Origin of the sequence: Microbacterium sp. NPDC058342 (assembly GCF_042723935.1) — a bacterium.
Taxonomy (GTDB): Bacteria; Actinomycetota; Actinomycetes; order Actinomycetales; family Microbacteriaceae; genus Microbacterium.
On the sequence record NZ_JBHXID010000003.1, the window covers coordinates 69,876 to 88,739 of the forward strand.

General features: G+C 67.6%; 17 protein-coding genes. 9 read left to right on the top strand and 8 right to left on the bottom strand.

The window, feature by feature from the left end:
- Window positions 1-28: 28 nt before the first annotated feature.
- Window positions 29-1,327 carry an NAD(P)/FAD-dependent oxidoreductase gene (locus tag ACFWHT_RS14130; RefSeq protein WP_378829649.1) on the top strand — a complete coding sequence of 433 codons (1,299 nt, stop codon included), beginning with the start codon at window positions 29-31 and terminating at the stop codon, window positions 1,325-1,327.
- 77 nt (window positions 1,328-1,404) lie between these two features.
- Here ACFWHT_RS14130 and cofE read toward each other — a convergent pair whose 3' ends face one another.
- Genes cofE through ACFWHT_RS14150 form a run of 4 tightly spaced genes read right to left on the bottom strand, consistent with a single transcriptional unit; the run spans window position 1,405 to window position 4,611 of the window.
- Window positions 1,405-2,172 (bottom strand): coenzyme F420-0:L-glutamate ligase, encoded by a 768-nt coding sequence (cofE, locus tag ACFWHT_RS14135; RefSeq protein ID WP_378829651.1) that lies wholly within the window; start codon window positions 2,170-2,172, stop codon window positions 1,405-1,407.
- The gene (locus ACFWHT_RS14140; RefSeq protein WP_378829653.1) at window positions 2,169-3,188 is read right to left on the bottom strand and encodes a TIGR03557 family F420-dependent LLM class oxidoreductase; all 1,020 of its coding nucleotides are present in this window, start codon (window positions 3,186-3,188) and stop codon (window positions 2,169-2,171) included. Before ACFWHT_RS14140 ends, cofE begins: the two co-directional genes overlap by 4 nt.
- Window positions 3,157-3,876 (bottom strand): 6-phosphogluconolactonase, encoded by a 720-nt coding sequence (gene pgl / locus ACFWHT_RS14145; RefSeq protein WP_378829655.1) that lies wholly within the window; start codon window positions 3,874-3,876, stop codon window positions 3,157-3,159. Before pgl ends, ACFWHT_RS14140 begins: the two co-directional genes overlap by 32 nt.
- A 24-nt stretch (window positions 3,877-3,900) precedes the next feature.
- Window positions 3,901-4,611 (bottom strand): GntR family transcriptional regulator, encoded by a 711-nt coding sequence (locus ACFWHT_RS14150; RefSeq protein WP_378829657.1) that lies wholly within the window; start codon window positions 4,609-4,611, stop codon window positions 3,901-3,903.
- Between the two features lie 315 nt (window positions 4,612-4,926).
- Between ACFWHT_RS14150 and ACFWHT_RS14155 the strand changes: the two genes are divergently transcribed.
- From ACFWHT_RS14155 to ACFWHT_RS14190, 8 genes are all read left to right on the top strand, one after another.
- Window positions 4,927-5,901, top strand: a complete 975-nt coding sequence (locus tag ACFWHT_RS14155) for an ABC transporter permease (RefSeq protein WP_378829659.1) — start codon at window positions 4,927-4,929, stop codon at window positions 5,899-5,901.
- Window positions 5,898-6,752 (top strand): ABC transporter permease, encoded by an 855-nt coding sequence (locus ACFWHT_RS14160; RefSeq protein ID WP_378829661.1) that lies wholly within the window; start codon window positions 5,898-5,900, stop codon window positions 6,750-6,752. The genes ACFWHT_RS14155 and ACFWHT_RS14160 overlap by 4 nt, the downstream gene beginning before the upstream one ends.
- On the top strand, window positions 6,749-7,576 hold the full coding sequence (locus ACFWHT_RS14165; RefSeq protein WP_378829663.1) for an ABC transporter ATP-binding protein: 828 nt from the start codon (window positions 6,749-6,751) through the stop codon (window positions 7,574-7,576). Before ACFWHT_RS14160 ends, ACFWHT_RS14165 begins: the two co-directional genes overlap by 4 nt.
- A complete protein-coding gene (locus tag ACFWHT_RS14170; RefSeq protein WP_378829665.1) occupies window positions 7,573-8,448 on the top strand; it encodes an ABC transporter ATP-binding protein in 876 nt (291 codons plus the stop codon). Before ACFWHT_RS14165 ends, ACFWHT_RS14170 begins: the two co-directional genes overlap by 4 nt.
- Window positions 8,449-8,530: 82 nt before the next feature.
- Window positions 8,531-10,147 carry an ABC transporter substrate-binding protein gene (locus tag ACFWHT_RS14175; RefSeq protein ID WP_378829668.1) on the top strand — a complete coding sequence of 539 codons (1,617 nt, stop codon included), beginning with the start codon at window positions 8,531-8,533 and terminating at the stop codon, window positions 10,145-10,147.
- Between the two features lie 29 nt (window positions 10,148-10,176).
- Window positions 10,177-11,826 carry a gamma-glutamyltransferase gene (locus tag ACFWHT_RS14180; RefSeq protein ID WP_378829670.1) on the top strand — a complete coding sequence of 550 codons (1,650 nt, stop codon included), beginning with the start codon at window positions 10,177-10,179 and terminating at the stop codon, window positions 11,824-11,826.
- 45 nt (window positions 11,827-11,871) lie between these two features.
- Window positions 11,872-13,842 (top strand): prolyl oligopeptidase family serine peptidase, encoded by a 1,971-nt coding sequence (locus ACFWHT_RS14185; RefSeq protein ID WP_378829672.1) that lies wholly within the window; start codon window positions 11,872-11,874, stop codon window positions 13,840-13,842.
- Window positions 13,839-15,137, top strand: a complete 1,299-nt coding sequence (locus ACFWHT_RS14190; RefSeq protein WP_378829675.1) for a M24 family metallopeptidase — start codon at window positions 13,839-13,841, stop codon at window positions 15,135-15,137. The genes ACFWHT_RS14185 and ACFWHT_RS14190 overlap by 4 nt, the downstream gene beginning before the upstream one ends.
- A 31-nt stretch (window positions 15,138-15,168) precedes the next feature.
- On the opposite strand, the gene ACFWHT_RS14195 is transcribed toward ACFWHT_RS14190, so the two are convergent.
- The 4 genes from ACFWHT_RS14195 to ACFWHT_RS14210 all read right to left on the bottom strand — a co-directional run bounded on the left by ACFWHT_RS14195 (window position 15,169) and on the right by ACFWHT_RS14210 (window position 18,825).
- Complete coding sequence (locus ACFWHT_RS14195) at window positions 15,169-16,014, bottom strand: ABC transporter ATP-binding protein (RefSeq protein ID WP_378829677.1); 846 nt, start codon at window positions 16,012-16,014, stop codon at window positions 15,169-15,171.
- Window positions 16,011-17,057, bottom strand: a complete 1,047-nt coding sequence (locus ACFWHT_RS14200) for a putative F420-0 ABC transporter permease subunit (protein WP_378829678.1) — start codon at window positions 17,055-17,057, stop codon at window positions 16,011-16,013. The genes ACFWHT_RS14195 and ACFWHT_RS14200 overlap by 4 nt, the downstream gene beginning before the upstream one ends.
- Entirely contained in the window at window positions 17,054-17,995 is a 942-nt protein-coding gene (locus ACFWHT_RS14205) for a putative F420-0 ABC transporter substrate-binding protein (RefSeq protein WP_378829681.1), read from the bottom strand. Before ACFWHT_RS14205 ends, ACFWHT_RS14200 begins: the two co-directional genes overlap by 4 nt.
- Window positions 17,996-18,285: 290 nt before the next feature.
- A complete protein-coding gene (locus ACFWHT_RS14210; RefSeq protein ID WP_378829683.1) occupies window positions 18,286-18,825 on the bottom strand; it encodes a hypothetical protein in 540 nt (179 codons plus the stop codon).
- Window positions 18,826-18,864: the final 39 nt, after the last annotated feature.

An 18,864-nucleotide genomic window follows, 5' to 3' on the forward strand; every position in this document is an offset into this window, starting at 1 on the left:
TTCGTCAGACTCCGGAAAGGGGAAGTGCATGAACGGCTCGTCGTCCGGCGCCGACGTCATCATCGTCGGTGCCGGGATCGTCGGCGTCACGGCGGCATACGATCTCGCCGGGGAGGGGCACTCCGTGCTTCTGCTCGACAAAGGTCCGATCTCGGATCTGCAGTCCAGCAGGAACTGGGGCTTCATCCGCAGGCAGGGCTGCGATGCGTCGGAGATCCCGCTGGCCGGAATGTCGTCGCGCATCTGGGACGAACTGCGTGACGATATCGGTGAGGCCTCTACCGTCGTGAAGTCCGGCCTGGTGTACCTCAGCCCCGACGCCGAGAACCTCGCGAAGTACCGCGCATGGATGGAGCAGACGCGCGCAGACGAGGTGTTCGGCACGCAACTGCTGTCGCCGGAGGACGTGCGCGGCCTTCTCCCCACCATCACGGGTGACTGGGCCGGTGGTCTCATGACGCCGACAGACGGCCACGCCGACCCTGGCGTCGCCACCCGCGAGATCGCCGCTGCCGCTGCACGGCGGGGCGCGAAGATCGAGACTGGAGTAACGGTCACGGGCATCCGAGTCTCCGGCGGCCGCGTGACCGGGGTCGACACGACCGCGGGGATCCGGCACGCCTCTCGCGTCATCGTGGCGGCTGGTGCGTGGTCGGGCCGGCTGACCCGTCCGCTCGGCGTGAGGATCCCTGTCCGATGGATCCGTGCCACGGCGGCACGGACCAACCGGGTGTCCCGGGTGACCGACCTGGCCGTGCACGTGCCGTCCGTCGGATTCAGTCAGACGCCGGACGGTTCGGTGATCTTCGGCAGTGCGGCGTGGAGCGACTACGACATCGCCATCGACACACTGGGCGATCTGCGGCTGTTCCTGCCGAACTTCGTCCGCAACCGGAAGATGATCCAGCTCCACCTGAATGAGGTGGCCTTCCAGGATCTCGGGCGCCGCGTCACCGGCGCGACCAAGGGAGCGGCGCTGTTCGACTGGCGTCGCGTGGACGACCCGCCGGCGAACCGCAAGAAGATCGAGATGGCTCATCGCAATCTCATGTCGCTGGTGCCGGAGTGGAAGGGCTCGCACATCGCTCGCATGTGGGGTGGCACGGTCGATGTCACTCCGGACGCACTGCCGGTCATCTCGTCGGCGCCGGACATCGAGGGACTTGTGCTGGCCACGGGTCTGAGCAGTCACGGCTTCGGTATCGGCCCCGCCGTCGCCCGTGCCGCAGTGGAGCTCGCCACGGACAAGGCTCCGTCGATCGATCTGGGAGACTTCCGCGTGTCGAGATTCACCGAGGGGCCTGTGCAGGCGCACGCGCACCTGTGAACTCCCGAACCGGATGAGTGAAGGGCTGGAGGGATGCTCCGCCTTCCGGCCCTTCGCTCATCCTCTGTGTCCAGCGCTCAGTCTTGGTCTGCGCGGCCCTCCGCGAGACCCCGTGCGTGGCCCTCAGCCTCGGCTTCGGCCGTACCCAGGCGGAACAGATCATCGTCCGATGCGCGCACGATACTGCGTGCGCCCGGCAGGTCGAGCGGACCGACGATGTCGGGGAGGCCGCGTACGACGGCGACCGGGCACCCGCTCGTCTTGCCCTTCACCAGGTCCGCGGCTCCGCACAACTCGTCTGCGAGGCACGGCAGCGTCACGAGGAGGTGCTTGCCCGCGGTATCCGTCGTCCCCCTGATGTCGTGGAAGACATGTACGCCGGCCGCGCCGATCGCGATATCCGTCTGTCCCTCGCGCCACGGCCGGCCCAGCGTGTCACTCAGCAGCACCCCGACAGCAGGGCCCCGCCGGCGGATGCCCTCGGCCAGCGCCTTCGCCGAGGCGTCGGGATCAAGCGGCAGCAGCAGCACCGTGCCCTCGTCGACGTTGCTCGCGTCGACGCCGGCGGCGGCGCCGACGATGCCGAGGCGGTTCTCCACGATGCGCGTGACGGTGCCATCCGCGCGGGGCCTGGTCGCCACTATGCGCACGGTCTCGGCCGTGATCGCATCCTCCCGGTCATCGGCGGCGACGATGCGTCCCTCCGCCTTCGAGACGATCTTGGAGGTGACGACGAGAATGTCCCCATCCCGCAGGGAATCGCCGGCCGCGGCGAGGACGAGCTCGACGAGATCGTCGCCGGGCCGGACTTCGGGGATGCCGTGCAGCGGCCATACGCTCATCATGAGCGCGAGCCGATCTGGGGGAGGATGTGTGTGGCGTACATCTGGATGAACTCCGATTGGTTGCGGCCGACGTTGTGGACGTAGACGTGATCGAATCCGAGGTCGACGTACCGCTGAATGTGCGCGCGGTGCTCATCCGGTTCCGCGGAGATGAGCATGCGGTCGGTGAGATCGTCGTCACTCACATGCCTCGTCATCAGGGCGATGTCGTAGGGGGAGCGGATGTCGGCGGTGGGGAAGCGCAGCCCGCCGTGCGCCCACTCGTCCCGGGCGTTGCGGAGTGCCTGCTCACGCGTGGGCGCCCAGGAGACGTGCAGCTGGATCATGCGTCGCCGGGGGCCGGATGACTGCGACTCCGTCACGCCGGCCTCGAAGCGCTCGAGCATCAGCTGCAGCCGGTCGGGTGTGCTCTGAACGGTGATGATGCCATCGGCGACCCGTCCCGCTCGGCGCGCGGCGACCGGGCCGGAGGTTGCGACGACGACCGGCGGCGGCTCGTCGGGCAGCGTCCACAGACGCGCCGCTTCGAACCGGAAGTGGTCGCCGTCGTGCCGCACGTCGCGTCGACTGGATCCGAGCAGTTTGCGGACGAGATCGACGGCCTCGAACAGCCGCTCAACCCGCTCGCTCGCTGGTGGCCAGTACTCCGCGACGATGTGCTCGTTCACGGACTGCCCGGCTCCGAGGCCGAGCTGGAACCGGCCGGGGTACAGCGCGGCGATCGTCGCAGCCGCCTGAGCGGTCACCGCAGGGTGGCTGCGGTACCCGGGCGTCGTGACGCCCAGCAGCGGCACCGAGACGCGCTGGCCAAGCGCGCCCATCACGCTCCACATGAATGAGGCGTTGCCCTGCTGGGGTAGCCAAGGCTGGAAGTGGTCGCTCAGGACCACGCCGCCGAAGCCGACCTCTGCTGCTTCGACGCAGTGCCGGATCGCGTCATCGGGATGGAACTGCTGGAGCATCGGCGCATAGCCGATGGTGACCTCAGCGCGGCTGGGCACGAGCAGCGTCGTCATACAGCCACGTGACGTGGGCGCCGGCGGCCTCGGCGCGTGCGGACGCCACCGCGATGGGCAGATCGCCGTGGGCGCGGGCCCGATCGAGCGCGTCGCGCTTACCGGCGCCGGTGGCGAAGACGAGCACCTCTCCGGCGTGGTCGAGGGCTGTGAGCGTGAGCGTGATGCGCTCCGCGGGGGGCTTGGGCGACCGATCCACCGAGGTGACCAGCGCGGGGGCATTCCAGATGTGCTCCTGGTCGGGGAACAGCGAGAGCGTGTGACCGTCCTCGCCCACCCCGAGCCAGATGACGTCGAAGTGCACCGGCTCGCCGTCCTGAACGATCCGCTCCGTGTAGGCTGCGGCCGCGGCGGCGGGAGCGAGCGATGTGTCGGGCGCGAGCTCGCGGATGGCGCGGACGCGGTCGTCCGCCGTGAGGAGAGGGATCAGCTGACCCCAGTTGGAATCGGCATGGTCGTGCGGGACCATGCGCTCGTCGCCCATGACGACGCTCACGCGGGACCAGTCCACTGCGCCGGCGTGTTCCGCCGCGATGATCCGGTACGCCGCAGCGGGGGAGGAGCCCCCGGCCAGCACCCATGTTGCTCTGCCGTGCGCGGCGATGGCCCGTCGCAGTGCATCCACGGTCCTCGTCGCGGCGGCCGCGGCGACCGCCGCGGAATCGGTCAATTCGACGTACTGGGGCATGGGTCCTCCTGGTCGGGCCGGGCGTCAGCGCTCGGCGTCGGCTTCCTGCGAGATGAGGTTCTCGGCGGTGTTCTGCAGGTGTGCGCGCATGGCCTCGGCGGCGCGCTCCGGATCGCGGGAGCCGATCCCGTCGAGGATCACTCGGTGCTCATCGGTGATCTGGGTGAGCGACCGGGTGCGCCCGGCGCTCGTCGCGCCGGGCACGAGGATCGACTCGCGTAGCATCCCGATGATGTTCGTCAGGCGCTCGTTGCCCGCGGCCTGGAGGATCATCTGGTGAAATGCGCGATCGGCCGCCCAATAGCTGCGGTCGTCCTGGGCGGCGCCGGCTTTCTCGAGCTTGTCGAACTCCGTCTGCAGGCGCGCCCGGGCGGCGTCGTTCATCCTGGTCGCGGCGATGCGGGTTGCGTGAACCTCCAACAGGCTGCGCAACTCGAAGATCTCACGAAGGTCGTCAGCAGTGGAGCGGAGGATGCGCACTCCTCGGTTGCGCTCGAAGCGGATGATCCCGCGTGATGCGAGGTCGATGAGCGCCTCACGGACGGGCGTGCGTGAAACGCCGAATGTCTCGGCGAGCTCCGCGGCCGAATGCAGGCTCCCGGGTGCGAGGTCGCGCCGCGCGATGGCGAGCTGCAGTGCCTCGAACACCTCCTGCGTCCGCGACGGACGCTGCCCGATCGCATGCAGCCCGGCATCGGGCTGGGCCGCATCGCTGAACTGATCCGTCTGTTCCATCGTTCGTCCCCCACGTAGTCTCGTGCGCTCTCAGGGCCTCGGGGATTTCCCGTGCGGCCAGGTCGTGCTCGTCAGTATCCCCTGTTGCGCGGCAGATGCCGAGCATCACCTCGTCTCCTTGCGCAAACAGCCGGTTTCTTCACTGGGGCCTTGACTCGACCTACTACATGCTACATGCTACATGTCACAGACGATTATTCACCCGATTGAGTCCGATGCGATCCGAGCTGTCCGCACGATGGGTGCCGCTGAAGGGAGCCTGAGCTGTCCGAGGTAACAACTGCGTCCAAACCTCAAGTGAAGGGGTGACGAAACATGCTCTTGGCGATTCTGCGCCGCGTCCTGTACGTCGTCCCTCTCCTCTGGGGTGTCGTCACGCTCACCTTCATCCTTGTCTCACTCGCGCCGGGCGACATCGTCAGCGCGACCATCGGCGACTACCCTGCTTCCGAGGAGTATCTGGCGGCCCGACGTGCTGAACTCGGCATCGACCAGCCGTTCATCGTCCAGTACCTGAACTACCTGTGGAGCGTCGCCCGCGGCGACCTCGGATTCTCCTTCGCCAACCGCGAGGCGGTCCTCCCTCTCGTCATCGATCATCTCGGAGCCACCGTGATCCTCGTGGTCGCGGCGAGCATCCTCTCGCTCACCATCGGCCTGCCGCTCGGCCTGTGGGCGGCCACCTCCCGGAAGCGCTTCGTCGACACGGCGATCAATGTCCTCGCCCTCGTCGCGTTCAGCATCCCGACGTTCTGGCTGGCACTTCTCGGTGTGATGGTGTTCGCAATCAGCCTCGGGTGGCTCCCCACGCAGGGCATGACGACGATCGGGTATGAGGGGACGCCCTTCGAGCAGGCATTGGACGTGCTGTGGCACCTCTTGCTCCCCGCCGCGGCGATGGCGGTTCCTGAAACGGCGCTGATGATCCGCATGACCCGCGCCAGCGCGGGCGGGGTTCTCAACTCGGGCTATGTGCTCACGGCGGTCTCCAAGGGCATGGTGCGCTCGCGCATCGTGCAGCGGCACGTCGTCCGCAACTCGCTGTTGCCCGTCGTGACCGTGTTCGGCTACACATTCGGCACCATGATCGGCGGCTCCGTGCTCGTCGAGAAAGTCTTCGGCTGGCCCGGGATGGGAACGCTGCTCTACGACTCCGTCAGCAGGCGCGACACAGCCGTCGTGCTCGGCGTCGTCGTGGTCGTCGCCGTGGTCACCCTCGTCGTCAACGTCCTCACCGACATCGTGTACGGCGTCATCGATCCGAAAGTCAGGGAGGCGACGTCGCTATGACCGAGGCCATCGTCGTTCAGCGGGCTGCCCGCAAGGTGCGCAGGAACAGGCTCAACGCCCTCACCATCGGTGCCATCGTCATCGTCGCCGTCTTCGCGCTCGCCGCGCTGTTCGCTCCGCTCATCGCCCCCTTCGACCCGTTCGCCATCTCTAACGACATCCTGGAAGAGCCGTCCTCCGTCCACTGGCTGGGCACCGACGACGTGGGCAAGGACCTGTTCTCGCAGATCGTGCACGGCGCGCGCGTGTCGCTCTTCATCGGCGTCGCGGCCGGACTCGGGTCTCTACTCGTGGGCCTTCTCGTCGGCGGGATAGCGGGATACGTGGGCGGCGCGGTGGACAACATCCTCATGCGCATCGCCGAGGTGTTCCAGATCATGCCCGCGATGCTCATCGCCCTGGTGATCGTCGCCGTCATCGGCAGGGACTCGACCCTCACAGCCGTCGCCGTCATCCTCGCGATCTGGCCGCAGTCCGCGCGCATCGTGCGAGGACAGTTCCTCGCGCTGCGCTCGTCCGAGTTCGTCGACGCGGCGCGGCTCGCCGCCACGCCGGCCTGGAGGATCATCCTGTTCGAGATCTTCCCGCTCGTCATTCCTGCCGCTGCCGTCCAGGCGGCGCTCGATGTCGGACGCGGGATGCTGCTCGAAGCCGGTCTGAGCTTCCTCGGTCTCGGTGACCCGACCACCGCAAGCTGGGGTGCCGTGCTGCGCCGGGCGCAGCCGTATCTGGCCGACGCATGGTGGTTCAGCATCCCCGCCGGTATCTGCATCGCGCTCATGGTGCTGTGCTTCAACGTGATCGGCGACGCCGCGGGCAGCCGTGGCAGCGCAGGAAGGAGGGCGCTGTGAACACGGACGAGAACACCGGGCACGACGAGATCGTGCTCGCTGTCGATTCGCTCGACGTCAGCATCAACCCCTTCGGGGTCGGACGTGTGGAGACCGTGCGCGACGCGTCTCTCAGGCTCCGTCGCGGAGAGGTCGTCGGCCTCGTCGGCGAATCCGGCTCGGGGAAGACGATGCTCACCCGCGCGGTGGCCGGCCTACTCGCTCCCGGGCTGCGGCCCGAGGTAGCCGGAAGCGTCAAGGTCATGGGCCGTGAGCTGGTGGGCGCGGATGCCGCGACTCGCCGCCGAGCCCTTCGCTCGGACGTCTCCTACGTGTTTCAGGACCCCACCGCGCACCTCAACCCGACGATGCGCATCGGTGAGCAGATCGAGGAGGCCATCATCGATGGCGCCCGCAACGTCTTCGAGCTGCTCGAATCGGTGGGCCTTCCGGGCACGAAGGATTTCAGTCGGCTGTATCCGCATCAGCTCAGCGGCGGGATGAAGCAGCGCGTCATCATCGCCTGCGCGTTGGCCAAGAATCCCGGGCTGATCATCGCCGATGAGCCGACGACGGCGCTCGATGTGACGATCCAGGACCAGGTGCTGAGGCTGCTCAAGCGGCTCGCGCACGAGGAGAACGTCGCCGTGCTGCTCGTCTCGCACGACCTCGCCGCGATCGGACAATTCTGCAGCCGGATGTACGTGATGTACCGCGGCGATCTGGTCGAAGACGGGGAGACCGAGGACATTCTGTGGCGTCCGCAGCACGAGTACACCCGCTCGCTCATGCGCGCAATGCGGGCGATCTACGACGCGCCGATCGCCTCGGAGGGACAGCGATGACGACGACCGAGAAACAGCATGACGCCTCCGGTTCCGACCGGCTCGACCTGAAAGAGGTTCGTGTCGAGTTCAAGACCGGCCGAGGCGGACGCAACCGTGTCATCGCCGCGAACGACGTCTCCCTGAGCATCGCACGGGGGGAGATCGTCGGTCTTGTCGGCGAGAGCGGCAGCGGCAAGAGCACACTCGGACGCGTGATGGCCGGCCTGCAGAAGCTCGATTCCGGGGAGGTCCACGTCGGCGGAGTGATCCGGTCCGGTCACAGGCGGCTCCGGCCCGGGTTCGGACGGACCGTGCAGATGGTCTTCCAGAGCCCGGCCGCTTCCCTCAACCCGAAGATGACCGTCGGCTCGATACTCGGCTACGCCGCACGGCAGGCGGGCGCGAGCAGACCCGTGTCGCGACAGAGAGCTGCCGAGGCGCTCGACGAGGTCGGCATCTCGCCGGCGGCGGACTACCTTCGCAGGTATCCGCACGAGCTCAGCGGTGGGCAGCAGCAGCGCGTCGCGATCGCTCGCGCGCTGCTTTACGAACCGAAGTTCCTCGTCGCCGACGAGCCCACGTCGGCGCTCGATGTTTCGGTGCGGGTGCAGATCATCGAACTGATCCGGAACCTGCAACGGACGCGCCAGATGGGCATCCTGTTCATCACACACGACCTCTCGGTCGTCCGGGCCCTCGCCGACCGTGCCGTCGTCATGTTCCGCGGCGACATCGTCGAGTCGGGCAGCGTGAGCGACATCTTCCTGAACCCCCGGAACGAGTACACGCAGACGCTGCTGACGTCCACGCCGAAACTCGAGCCGCCGGCTTGGTTCGTCGATGACGCACAGCCTGTCGACGGCGCTGAGAGCGGCGACACGGGACTCTGACTCACGGTCCCGCGGCACGGTGACCCGTGCATCAAGACCGAACACCACGCACCAAGAAGAACAAACCAGAAAGGCGACCACAATGAAAAGGACAGGACGGCTGCGGCAGCGACTGCTGCTCGCCGGAGCCAGCGCGGTCATCGCCGCGCTGGCGATCACCGGCTGCTCGCCGAACGGCGCAGCGAACCGAGGAGATGCCAAGGACAGCACCTTCGTGGTGGGGATGAGTGCAGAGCCGCCTCACCTCATGCGACTGTTCCTCGGCGACGTACAGGTCGGACTCGTCGGCCTTGCGATGGAGGAGTCCCTCGTCACGGTGAATCGTGACCGCGAACTCGAACCCCAGCTCGCCGAATCGTGGGAGCTGCTCGACGACGTCACCCACCGGTTTCATCTCCGTGAAGGGGTGAAGTGGCACGACGGCGAACCCTTCGCCGCGGACGACGTCGTCTTCAGCCTCACCGAGGGTCTCGGCGTGAACGCGCAGACGGCGGCGCTCAAAGACATGATCAAGGAGGTCCGTGAGGTCGACGAGCTCACCGTCGACGTGGAGTTGAACTCGCCGGCCGGCGCCTTCCTGGCGATGCTGAACTCGATGTCCTTCACCGTGCTGCCCAAGCACATCTACGAAGGAACCGACCTTCTCGAGAACCCGGCGAACCGCGCACCGATCGGCACGGGTCCGTTCAAGTTCAAGTCCTGGGACAGCAACCGCATCACGCTGGAGCGCAACGACGAGTACTGGGGCGACAAGCCCGGCTACAAGAACGTCGTGTTCACGGTCATGGGTGAGCCCTCGGCGCGCGCTCTCGCGCTGAAGAAGGGCGACATCCAGTACATCAACTCCTACGACGTGACCTACGAGTCGATCCTCCAACTCGAGGACGACGACAAGATCCTTCTGGATGTGGGCCGAGCGTCGACATCGATGAAGATGTTCCCGTTCAACACGAGAAACGAGGTGCTCTCGAAGCCGGAGGTCCGCCGGGCGCTCTTCCAGGCGATCGACCGCGACTTCATCTCGAAGAGCGTCTACGGCGGCTATTTCCCTCCCGGACGCGCTCCGCTGCCCGACGGCCATTGGGCGAACTCGGGCGAGGTCGACTACGAGAAGGAGCTGCCGTTCGACCCTGAGGCGGCCGAGAAGGCGCTCGACGCCGCGGGCTATCCCCGCAACGCCGACGGCATCCGCTTCTCGCTGACGCATCGCTACGAGACCGCGGAGCCGGGCGGCGACAAGGTGGCCGAGGTCATCGCCGACAACTGGAAGGCGATTGGCATCGACGTGAAGGTCCTTGCTGACGACCCGGAGGTCTTCCGCAAAGAGGTCTTCGCTGAGCACAACTTCGATACCTACACGATCAACATCTCCTCGGGTGCCGACCCGGCGATCGGGCTCTACCGTCGCTACACCTGCGACAACGACCAGAACGCGGTGTTCGGAAACGCGACGGGGTACTGCAACGAGAAGCTCGACACGGTGTTCCGCGACGCAGCGGCGGCCAACGAGCAGTCCGAGCGCACACCGTTCTACACCGAGGCGCAGCGGATCATCGCCGATGACCTGCCCACGGCCACGCTCGTCCAGGTGAAGTACACCGATGCGCTCCGGGCCGACCTCAGCGGTCTCGACGGGTTCCTGCACCCCGGCGAGGTCGTCATCCTCGATTGGAGCAAGATCGGGCCGCCCGCGTCCTGATCCTGGTCGAAAGAAGAAAGAAGAGCGTCATGCTTCATCCTCCCGGAGTGGTGGGCCGCAAGGCCGTCGCATTCGGTGACTCCGCAATGGTGTCGACCCAGCATCCGCTGGTCACCGATGCCGCAGTGGACGTCCTCCGGGAGGGTGGCAACGCCATCGACGCACTCATCGTCGCCTGCATGGTGCAGGCGACAGTGTCTCAGGAGCTCACCAACCACGCCGGAACGGTGACGGTGCTCCACTACGAACGTCGTTCCGGAACGGTTCGCCAGCTCAACAGCCCCGGCCGGATCGTTCCTGGGCTGGCTCCGTTCCGGCCCGTTCCCATCGTTCCCGCCACCTACTCCGCGCATCCACCGGGAGCCAACGCCGTCGTCCCCGGATTCATGCCGGCGATGAAGACCTGCTGGGAACAGGGCGCGACACTGCCGTGGGCCCGGCTGGTCGAACCTGCGATCGCCCTCGCCGAGGACGGTCATCGCGTCACCTCGTTCGAGCACTACGTGATGGCCACCACTCTGTCGTACTTCCAACACTCGCCATCGGGGAGAGCTCACTTCACCCCCGATGGTCGCCTTCCCCAGGTGGGGGAGTTGTGGCGGCAACTCGAGCTCGCCCGCACACTGTCGGCGCTCGCCGTGGAGGGCCCCGAGCATTTCCTCACCGGCGGGTGGGCGCGTGACTTCGTCGCCAGAGGCAATTCCATGGGCTGGCCGGTCCGCCTGGACGATCTCAGCGCGCACGCCCCGCAGTGGTCGCGGGCGCGACTGTTCCAGCACCGAGCGCACACGATCGCATCCCTCGCCGCGCCGCAGATCCAGGCCGTCTCGCTATCGTTCGTCCTCGGGGTGCTCGACCGTCTCGGCATCCGCGACCTCGGTCATTACAGCGAGGATCCTCTCGCCTGCTACTACCTCGGACACGTTCTGCGTCGGGCGCGGATCGAGCTGGGGCACCTCAACGACCCGCGTTGCTTCGAGGACCCGAGCGACACCATCATGGACGGTGACTTCCACGCCCACGTGGCACGCATCATTGCGGCATCCCGTCCGCGGGTAGATCTTTCCGAGCACGTCGAACTGACCGGCCGTCATCGCCGGCATCCGGAGACCCCCATCCCTCCGGGTACGGACAGCTGCGAGATCAGCATCGTCGACGCGAACGGCGACTGGGTGCAGGCCATGACGACCCTCTCCGGCAGCGGTATACCCGGCGAGGTCGTGGGCGGAGTGCCCATGACGGGGTCTCTCACGGACACCAGTCTCAACCCGATCCAGAACATCAGCGGCTGGTACGCCGGTGGTGGGGATGTGCGCACGGTGATGGGCAACACGATGGTGTTGCGCGACGGTGAGCCGTGGCTGGCGATCGGCACGCCGGGCAAGGTGGAGGCCACCGTGCCTCAAGTCCTGTCGAGCATCCTCGACTTCGGCCTCGAGCCCGACGAAGCCGAGGCGCGTCCGCTCATGATGCCGATGGACGACCAGTACACGATGGCCATGGAGAGCCGCGTCTCGGACGAGTTCGTCTCCGGCCTCTCGGCGCTCGGCGTGCGGATGCGGCCGCTCGGAGCATCCGACTGGCACATGGGGTCGTTCGAGATGTGCTGGCGCGGAACCGACGGGCGCCTGCGCGGCGCCTCCGGCTCCCGCAGGGAAGGCAAGTCGGCCGGTCTGTGAGCGGCCTGATCAGCGGCACACCGCGTGCCGAACAGAGGAGAGAAGATGACCACACGGCAAGAGCGCTATCGAAGCCTGCTTGATCTCGCCAGCACCCTCCGCGGCGGAAGGATCTCGCCTATCTGGAGCTCGGGGCGGGTCGCCTTCGAGGCGGACGGAGTCGTGCACATCGTGGACGGGGCGACCGGCGAGCGCACACGGGCCTCCCGGCTGCCGCAGAGCGACGTGCCCCAGGGGCGACACCTGCGCTCGGCGTTCAAGATCGGGCGCCCTCCCGTGTCAGAGGTTCCTGAGCCCCGTGGCCGCTACTTCGCAACCGAGGTCGGCGACGACCTCGCGCTGCGCTGGTCGATCGACGATCGGATCAGTCCGCTCACCGACGACGGCACCCCGGACCACCGCTGGGAGGTCAAGGGCTCGAAGTGGTCGCCCGACGGCCTGCAGCTGCTGACCAGGCGTGTCGACACGCGGGAGATGGAGAGGTTTCCCGTCGTGCACTGGCTCAAGCCCAATGAGGAGGTCGAGTTCTTCCCCGCGGGGCGCGTCGGCGGGGCCGTGGAGTCCACGAGCCTGCACATCGTGCGCCGCATCAGCCGGCGCGTCGTCGCCATCGACAGCGGTCCTGAACCCGAGCAGGACCTCCGGCCCCTCGGGTGGAGCCCTGACGGTCGCGAGGCGTACTTCATCAAGACGAACCGTTTCAAGAAGCCGTTCACGCTCATGGCCGCCGATCCCGAGAGCGGGGCGACCCGCGTGGTGTACGAGCAGCACGTGAACACGTGGGTCTCCTACTGGGAGAAGGGCATGGGGTGCACGCTCCTGCCGAGCGGCAGCGGGCACATCTGGCTGGCCGAACGCGATGGCTGGGCACATCTGCACCTCCACGACATGGACGGAGCCGCACGCGCGCAGATCACCTCGGGGGACTACGCCGTGACCAGGCTGGTCGCGATCGATGAGCCGGCGGGCTGGGTGTACTTCGAAGCGCACTCGGACCGCTCTCGTCCCTACGACACCCACGTGTGCCGTGCACGGCTGGACGGGTCCGGTGGTTTCGAGCAGCTCACGACCGAACCCGGCACGCACCGTGCCCAGTTCTCGCCCGACGCGTCGCTGTTCGTGGACACTCACGCGAGCATGGACCGCGTTCCGGCCTCCGACCTTCGCCGCGCCGATGGCACCACGGTCGCACGTCTCGACGAGGCTGACCCGGCCGTGCTCGACGTCTGGACTGCGCCCGAAGAGTTCACCGTCCTCGCGGATGACGGCGAGACCGTGCTCCACGGTCAGCTGTACCTTCCCGCCGACTTCGACCGGACCAGCACCTACCCGGTGATCGAGTCGATCTACGCGGGCCCCAACAGCGCCTTCGTACCGACCATGATCGACGACGACAACGCCATCGTCTCGCACGCGCTCGCCCAGCTGGGCTTCGCGGTCGTCATGGTCGACGGGCGCGGCACGCCGGAGCGCTCGAAGGAATTCCACGACTGGGCGTACGGCAACTTCGCAGACACCGTTATTCCCGACCACGTGGCGGCCCTGCGCGGGCTTGCGGCGGAGCGGCCGTACCTGGATCTGAGCAGAGTGGGCGTGTACGGTCGCTCGTACGGCGGGTATTACACCGCCCGCGCGCTGCTCGAGGCACCGGAGACCTATCACGTCGGCGTGGCAGTGAACGGCGTCTACGAGATGCGGGAGGGAAACGGTCCCGGTCCCATCGAATGCGTGATGGGACCGCTCGAGGACAACATCGAGGGCTACGACCGACTCGACCTGCACGCGATGGTCGATCGCCTTCAGGGCAAGCTGCTGATCGTTCACGGCACCTCCGACGTCAACGTCCCGTTCTCCGCGTCGCTGCAGTTCACAGAGGCACTGGTGCGCGCCGGAAAGCCGTTCGACTTCCTCCCGGTGAACGAGCAGCCGCACCACTTCACCGGGGAGCACGGCGTGTACCTCGGCATGGCGAAGGGACGGTACTTCACCGAGCACCTTGGCGTCGATGCGCTGTGAACCTCGCCGAATCGCTCAAGCTGCTGATCGAGGAGCCGCCGTACCGAGACTCGGACGAGACCAGGCTGCCCAAGGAGTGGAGCCAGGCACGGGCCGCCGCGCTGCTGGACGAACTCGCCCCGAGCGGGGTGCGCTCTGTGCTGCTGACCGACCCGTGGAACATCGTGTACTACACCGGGCTGTGGGCGGCGACGACGGAGCGTCCGCTCTACGCACTGCTCAGCGCCGGTGAAGATGCGCCGTTCTGGTTCTATCCGACGCTGGACCGTGACCTCGTCCATGAGTGGTGGTTCGGCGACGGCTTAGAGTACTTCGACTTCCCGCACGTGGCGGACCAGTTCCCCTACCGTGGGCTGGCGTCCAATGGGGCCGCAGTCGACTTGTGGGAGATGGCCGTCGAGGGCATCCGTCGCTCCGGACGCGTGGGCGAGCATCCGATGGGGATCGACAGGCTTCCCTCGGATGCCCGCCGATCCGCCGCCGAGAACCTGCTCGGCACCTCCGTCGTGGACATCTCTCACGTGTGCATGGGAATGCGCATGCGCAAGACACCGGAGGAGCTCGCACTGATCCGGCGCGCGTACACGTACTTCGACGAGGTGCACGCGTTCGCGCGACAGACACTGCTCGAGCGCGGGCGGGCGCTCACGGACTTCGACCTGCGGATGTCGATGATCGACTTCGCGACCAAGCGAATCGTGCCCGATCTCGACCTCGACGGCCGGCCGCATCGCGGCGTAGGAGTCGTGGTCGATCTGGGCTGGGTTCGCGCGGGCGCTGTGACAGGGTATCCGCACCCCAACCAGTTCCGGTACGCGCCGATCACCGCGGACACGGCGCTGCAGGTCTCTGGCGTCATCCAGATCGGCGGCTACGGAGGCGAGTGCTACCGGCCGTATCTCTTCCAGCAGCGCACGGCGCGCATGGAGCGCGTCTGGCGGGTCGTGAGGGATTCCTGCCTCCTTCAGCAGGATGCGCTCCGCGCCGGTGCCGTGTGCGGGGATGTCGCCGCGCGCATTCATCGCTTCCAGATCGACGAGGGCATGGCGGACCTGATCTACCACCGCCCCGCCCACGGACAGGGGCCGGAGCGTCACCAGCCCCCGTGGCTCGCCCTCGGGGATCAGACCGTGCTCGAACCGGGAATGTGCTTCTCCGTCGAGCCGGGTCTGTACGACCCGACGGCCGGGTTCAGCGTCAACTTCTCGGACACCTTCGTCGTGCAGGAGTCCGGGCCGGCCGTAGCGATGTCCCGGGTGCCGTGGACGGAGGAGTGGTCCTGGATCGACATCTGACAGCGGTGCGGCGTCTGCGGCGCCCCCGGCGTCATCGCCCGACGGAGGCGCCCTCGAGCGACAGGGCGAGCACGGTGCGGCCTGTCGTCGGGTTGGTGAGCACATCCGCATGAACCCCCCATATCTCGCGCAGCAGTGCGGGGGTGAGCACGTCGGCTGGCGCGCCCTGGGCGAACACGCCTCCATCCGCCATGACGACCACGTGGTCGGCGTGGGCGGCGGCGAGTCCGAGGTCGTGCAGCGCGGCCACGACCGTCGTGCCGTCATGAGCCAGCCGGCGCAGCAGCGCGAGCGTGCGGAGCTGGGCACGGATGTCCAGATGGTTCGTCGGCTCGTCGAGCAGCAAGAGCCGCGGCTCCTGCGCGATGGCCCTCGCGAGCTGCACACGCTGCTTCTCGCCGCCGGACAGCGAAGCGTAGGTGCGCTCGGCAAGCTCGTTCGCCTCGGTGAGGCGGATGCCACGCTGCACAGCGGGGTGATCGTCGCCGCTGGCGGCCCACATCCCGTCGTGGGGGAGCCTGCCGAGCGTGACCAGTTCCCGCACCCGGATGCTGTCCGGGGTCGCAGGCTCCTGCTCGACGAAAGCGACGACCTGTGCACGCGATCGTCGCGGCATGCGGAGCAGGTCGCCGTCGCCGTGCGTGAGCGTGGTGAACGACGCGGGGGATGTCCCCGCGATCGCGTGCAGCAGTGTGCTCTTGCCCGCGCCATTGGGGCCGAGGAGCGCTGTGATGCGCGCGCGGGGCGCGGAGAGGTCGGCGCCATCGATGATGAGGGAGCCGCCTCTGCTTGCGCGCACGCCGCGCACGGTCAGACCGTTCTTGCGCGTCGATCCACTCGCTTCGTCAGGCGCGGTATCGCGGGAGGTGTGCATCATGCCCTCCTCCTGGCGAGCAGGTAGGCGAAGACCGGTCCGCCGATGAGCGCCGTCACGATGCCGACGGGGAGCTCTCGCGGGTCGAGCACGGTGCGCGCGAGGGTGTCGGCCCACATGAGGAAGAGCGCTCCGGCGAGCGCGGCGAGCGGAAGCAGCCGGCGATGCATCCCTCCCACGACCAGCCGGACCGCGTGCGGAAGGATCAACCCGACGAAGCCGATCGATCCACTGACGGACACGAGCGCTCCGGTAAGCACGGCGGTGGTGAGCAGGAGCAGCGTACGCATCCGCGCCACGGGCACTCCGAGTGCGGACGCGCCGGCATCGCCCAGCGTGAAGGCGTCGAGCACTCGGCCGCTCGCGAGCAGCGGTCCTCCGGCCACGACCAGTGCGACCATCGCGATCGTCACCGAGCTCCACGACGACCCGGCGAGCGAGCCCAACAGCCAGTTCAGGATCTCGCGGTAGCTGTCGCCGGTCGCGTGCAGGAGGATGAAGAGGCTGGTGAGTGCGCTGCCGATCGCCGACACGGCGAGGCCGGCCAGCACGGTCGTCGAAGGAGAGAGCGCGCCGCCCAATCGAGCGAGTGCGAGGGTCGCGCCGAGCGCGGCAAGCGCTCCGAGAAACGCAGCAACCGGCAGATGGATGCCGATGCCGAGCACGAGCACGAGCACAGCTCCCACGGAGGCTCCCGAGGAGAGTCCCAGCAGATATGGATCCGCGAGCGGGTTCCGCGTGAGCGCTTGCATCACCACACCGCACAGGGCGAGTCCGGCCCCCACTGCGGCGGCCGTAACGATGCGCGGGAAGCGCAACTGCCAGATGATGCCCTCCTGAAGAGGCGTCAGGCCGCTCTGTCCGATGCCCACGCGAGCCAACACGCTGCGGAGCACGTCGTGTGGCGCGATGTCCGCCGTTCCGATCGTGCTCGCGGCGACAACGGAGAGCACGATGGCAGCGACGAGCACGGCGGCCACCGCCGGTACTCTGCCTCGAGTCCTCGGCTGCTCCCAGGCGACGCGTCGCGGGAGTGCAACCGTCATGACGACGCCAGCTGGTCGAGCAGTGAGGCGACCGCAGACACGTTGCGCACTCCGGCCTCGGTGGCGGGGAAGTCGACGACGAGGAAGCGATTCTCGCGCACCGCTCGGAGCTGCGACGTCACGGGACCGCTGCGAAGCAGCTCGATCTTGGAGTCCGCGGTGTTCCAGGCGGAGTCGACGAGCACGAGGACATCGGGATCTTGGTCGGCGACGGCCTCCCAGGACGCAGAGGTCCAGCTCTCGGTCACGTCTCCGAAGATGTTCTCGAGTCCGGCTGCGGACATGATCATCTGAGGTGCACCGGTGCCCGCGCCGACGAACGGCGTGTCCCGGCCCGAGGAGTACCAGACCGCGGTGAGGCCGCGTTCGTCCGGGGCCAGCTCGGCGAGCTCGCTGCGCTGCTCGTCCACGAGCGCGCTCGCGGCATCCGCGACATCGAAGATCCGTCCGGCCTCGGCGATTCCGTCGAAGACGTCGTCGAAGGTGAGGGGATTTGGTGCGTAGCCCTTCTCGGTGCATGCCGCTGGGGCGACGTATGTGCCGACTCCCAGCGAGTCCAACATGCTTCGCTCACCGGCCCCCTCCGCGGTGAGGTTCGATTCCCATCCGGCGAAGACGAGGTCGGGCTCGAGCGAGAGCACGGCTTCCTGAGAAGGCACCTTCTCGGACAGCATCTCGATGCTCTCCGCTTCGGTGCGGAGCTCATCCGGAACCGGGCCGTCCGAGAAGGCCTGCGCGACGATCCGATCGCCGAGGCCGAGCGAGAGGAGCAGTTCGGTAGTCGAGGACTTGATCGTGACGACGCGCTCCGGCGCCTTATCGAAGGTCGTCTCGAAGCCGCAGTTGTCGAGGGTCAGCGGGTAAGCGTCGGCGGATGGCTCCGCGGTGGCGGGGGCCGACGTGCAACCTGTGACGAATGCTGCGGCGACCGCGGTCAAGATGAGAGGAAGGGAAACGCGACGAAGGCGCATGAGAAGACTCCGGAGGGACGACTGACAACGGATACGGCAGAGCTGCCGCGTGGCGTCGAACCCAGATCCAGGCTCTCGTGCCGGCTAGACGAACCGGCGATACCCCATCGTAAACAGGTGCAGAGGTTCATGACAAGCGCGGGATCACCGCCGCGAGAACGCTCGCGGCGGATGACCCCACCCGACGACCTCAACTGATCGCGGCGGAGCCGGCCGGCTCGTGACCCATCCGGAGCCGGCCCGCCCCCGCTACGACGTCACGAGGTCTTGAGCTCGAACCACTCCATGCGCAGGCGCTTGCCCGTCGTGCCGACGGTGAACCCGCCGATGCCCTTGCCGACGCCGATGGTCTTGTCGCCGACGTTCTGGATGTGCACGGTGGCCGTCATCCCATAGGTGTTGCCGGGCCGTGTGAGGGTGACGGCTTCGATCGCGAGGTCTCGTCCCGTCGTCCCGACGGTGATCGTGGTGCCCTTGCCGCTCGTGCACCGCTTTCCCTGCCAGCCGATGTTCGCCACGTGGGCGTTGAGGCAGATCACCTTGTGCTGCAGCTGGGTGACGCGGATCGCCTCGAGTCGCAGGCCTGCGCCACGGGTTCCCGGCGTCGACGTCCAGCCCTTGTTCTGAACGTGCGTGAGCACGCGGAAGTCGTGGGCGGAGTTCGTGTAGTAGGCCTGCGCCGGCGCTGCCACGACGCCGACGCCGACGGCGGTCAGCACCGCGACGGCGAGGGCCGCGGCACGTGCCCGCCAGCCGGCACGGCTCCGGATGCGACGTCCTGTTGAACGCTCGTTCATTTCTGTCTCCCTTCGCGCGCCGGCCGTGGCGCGCCTGGT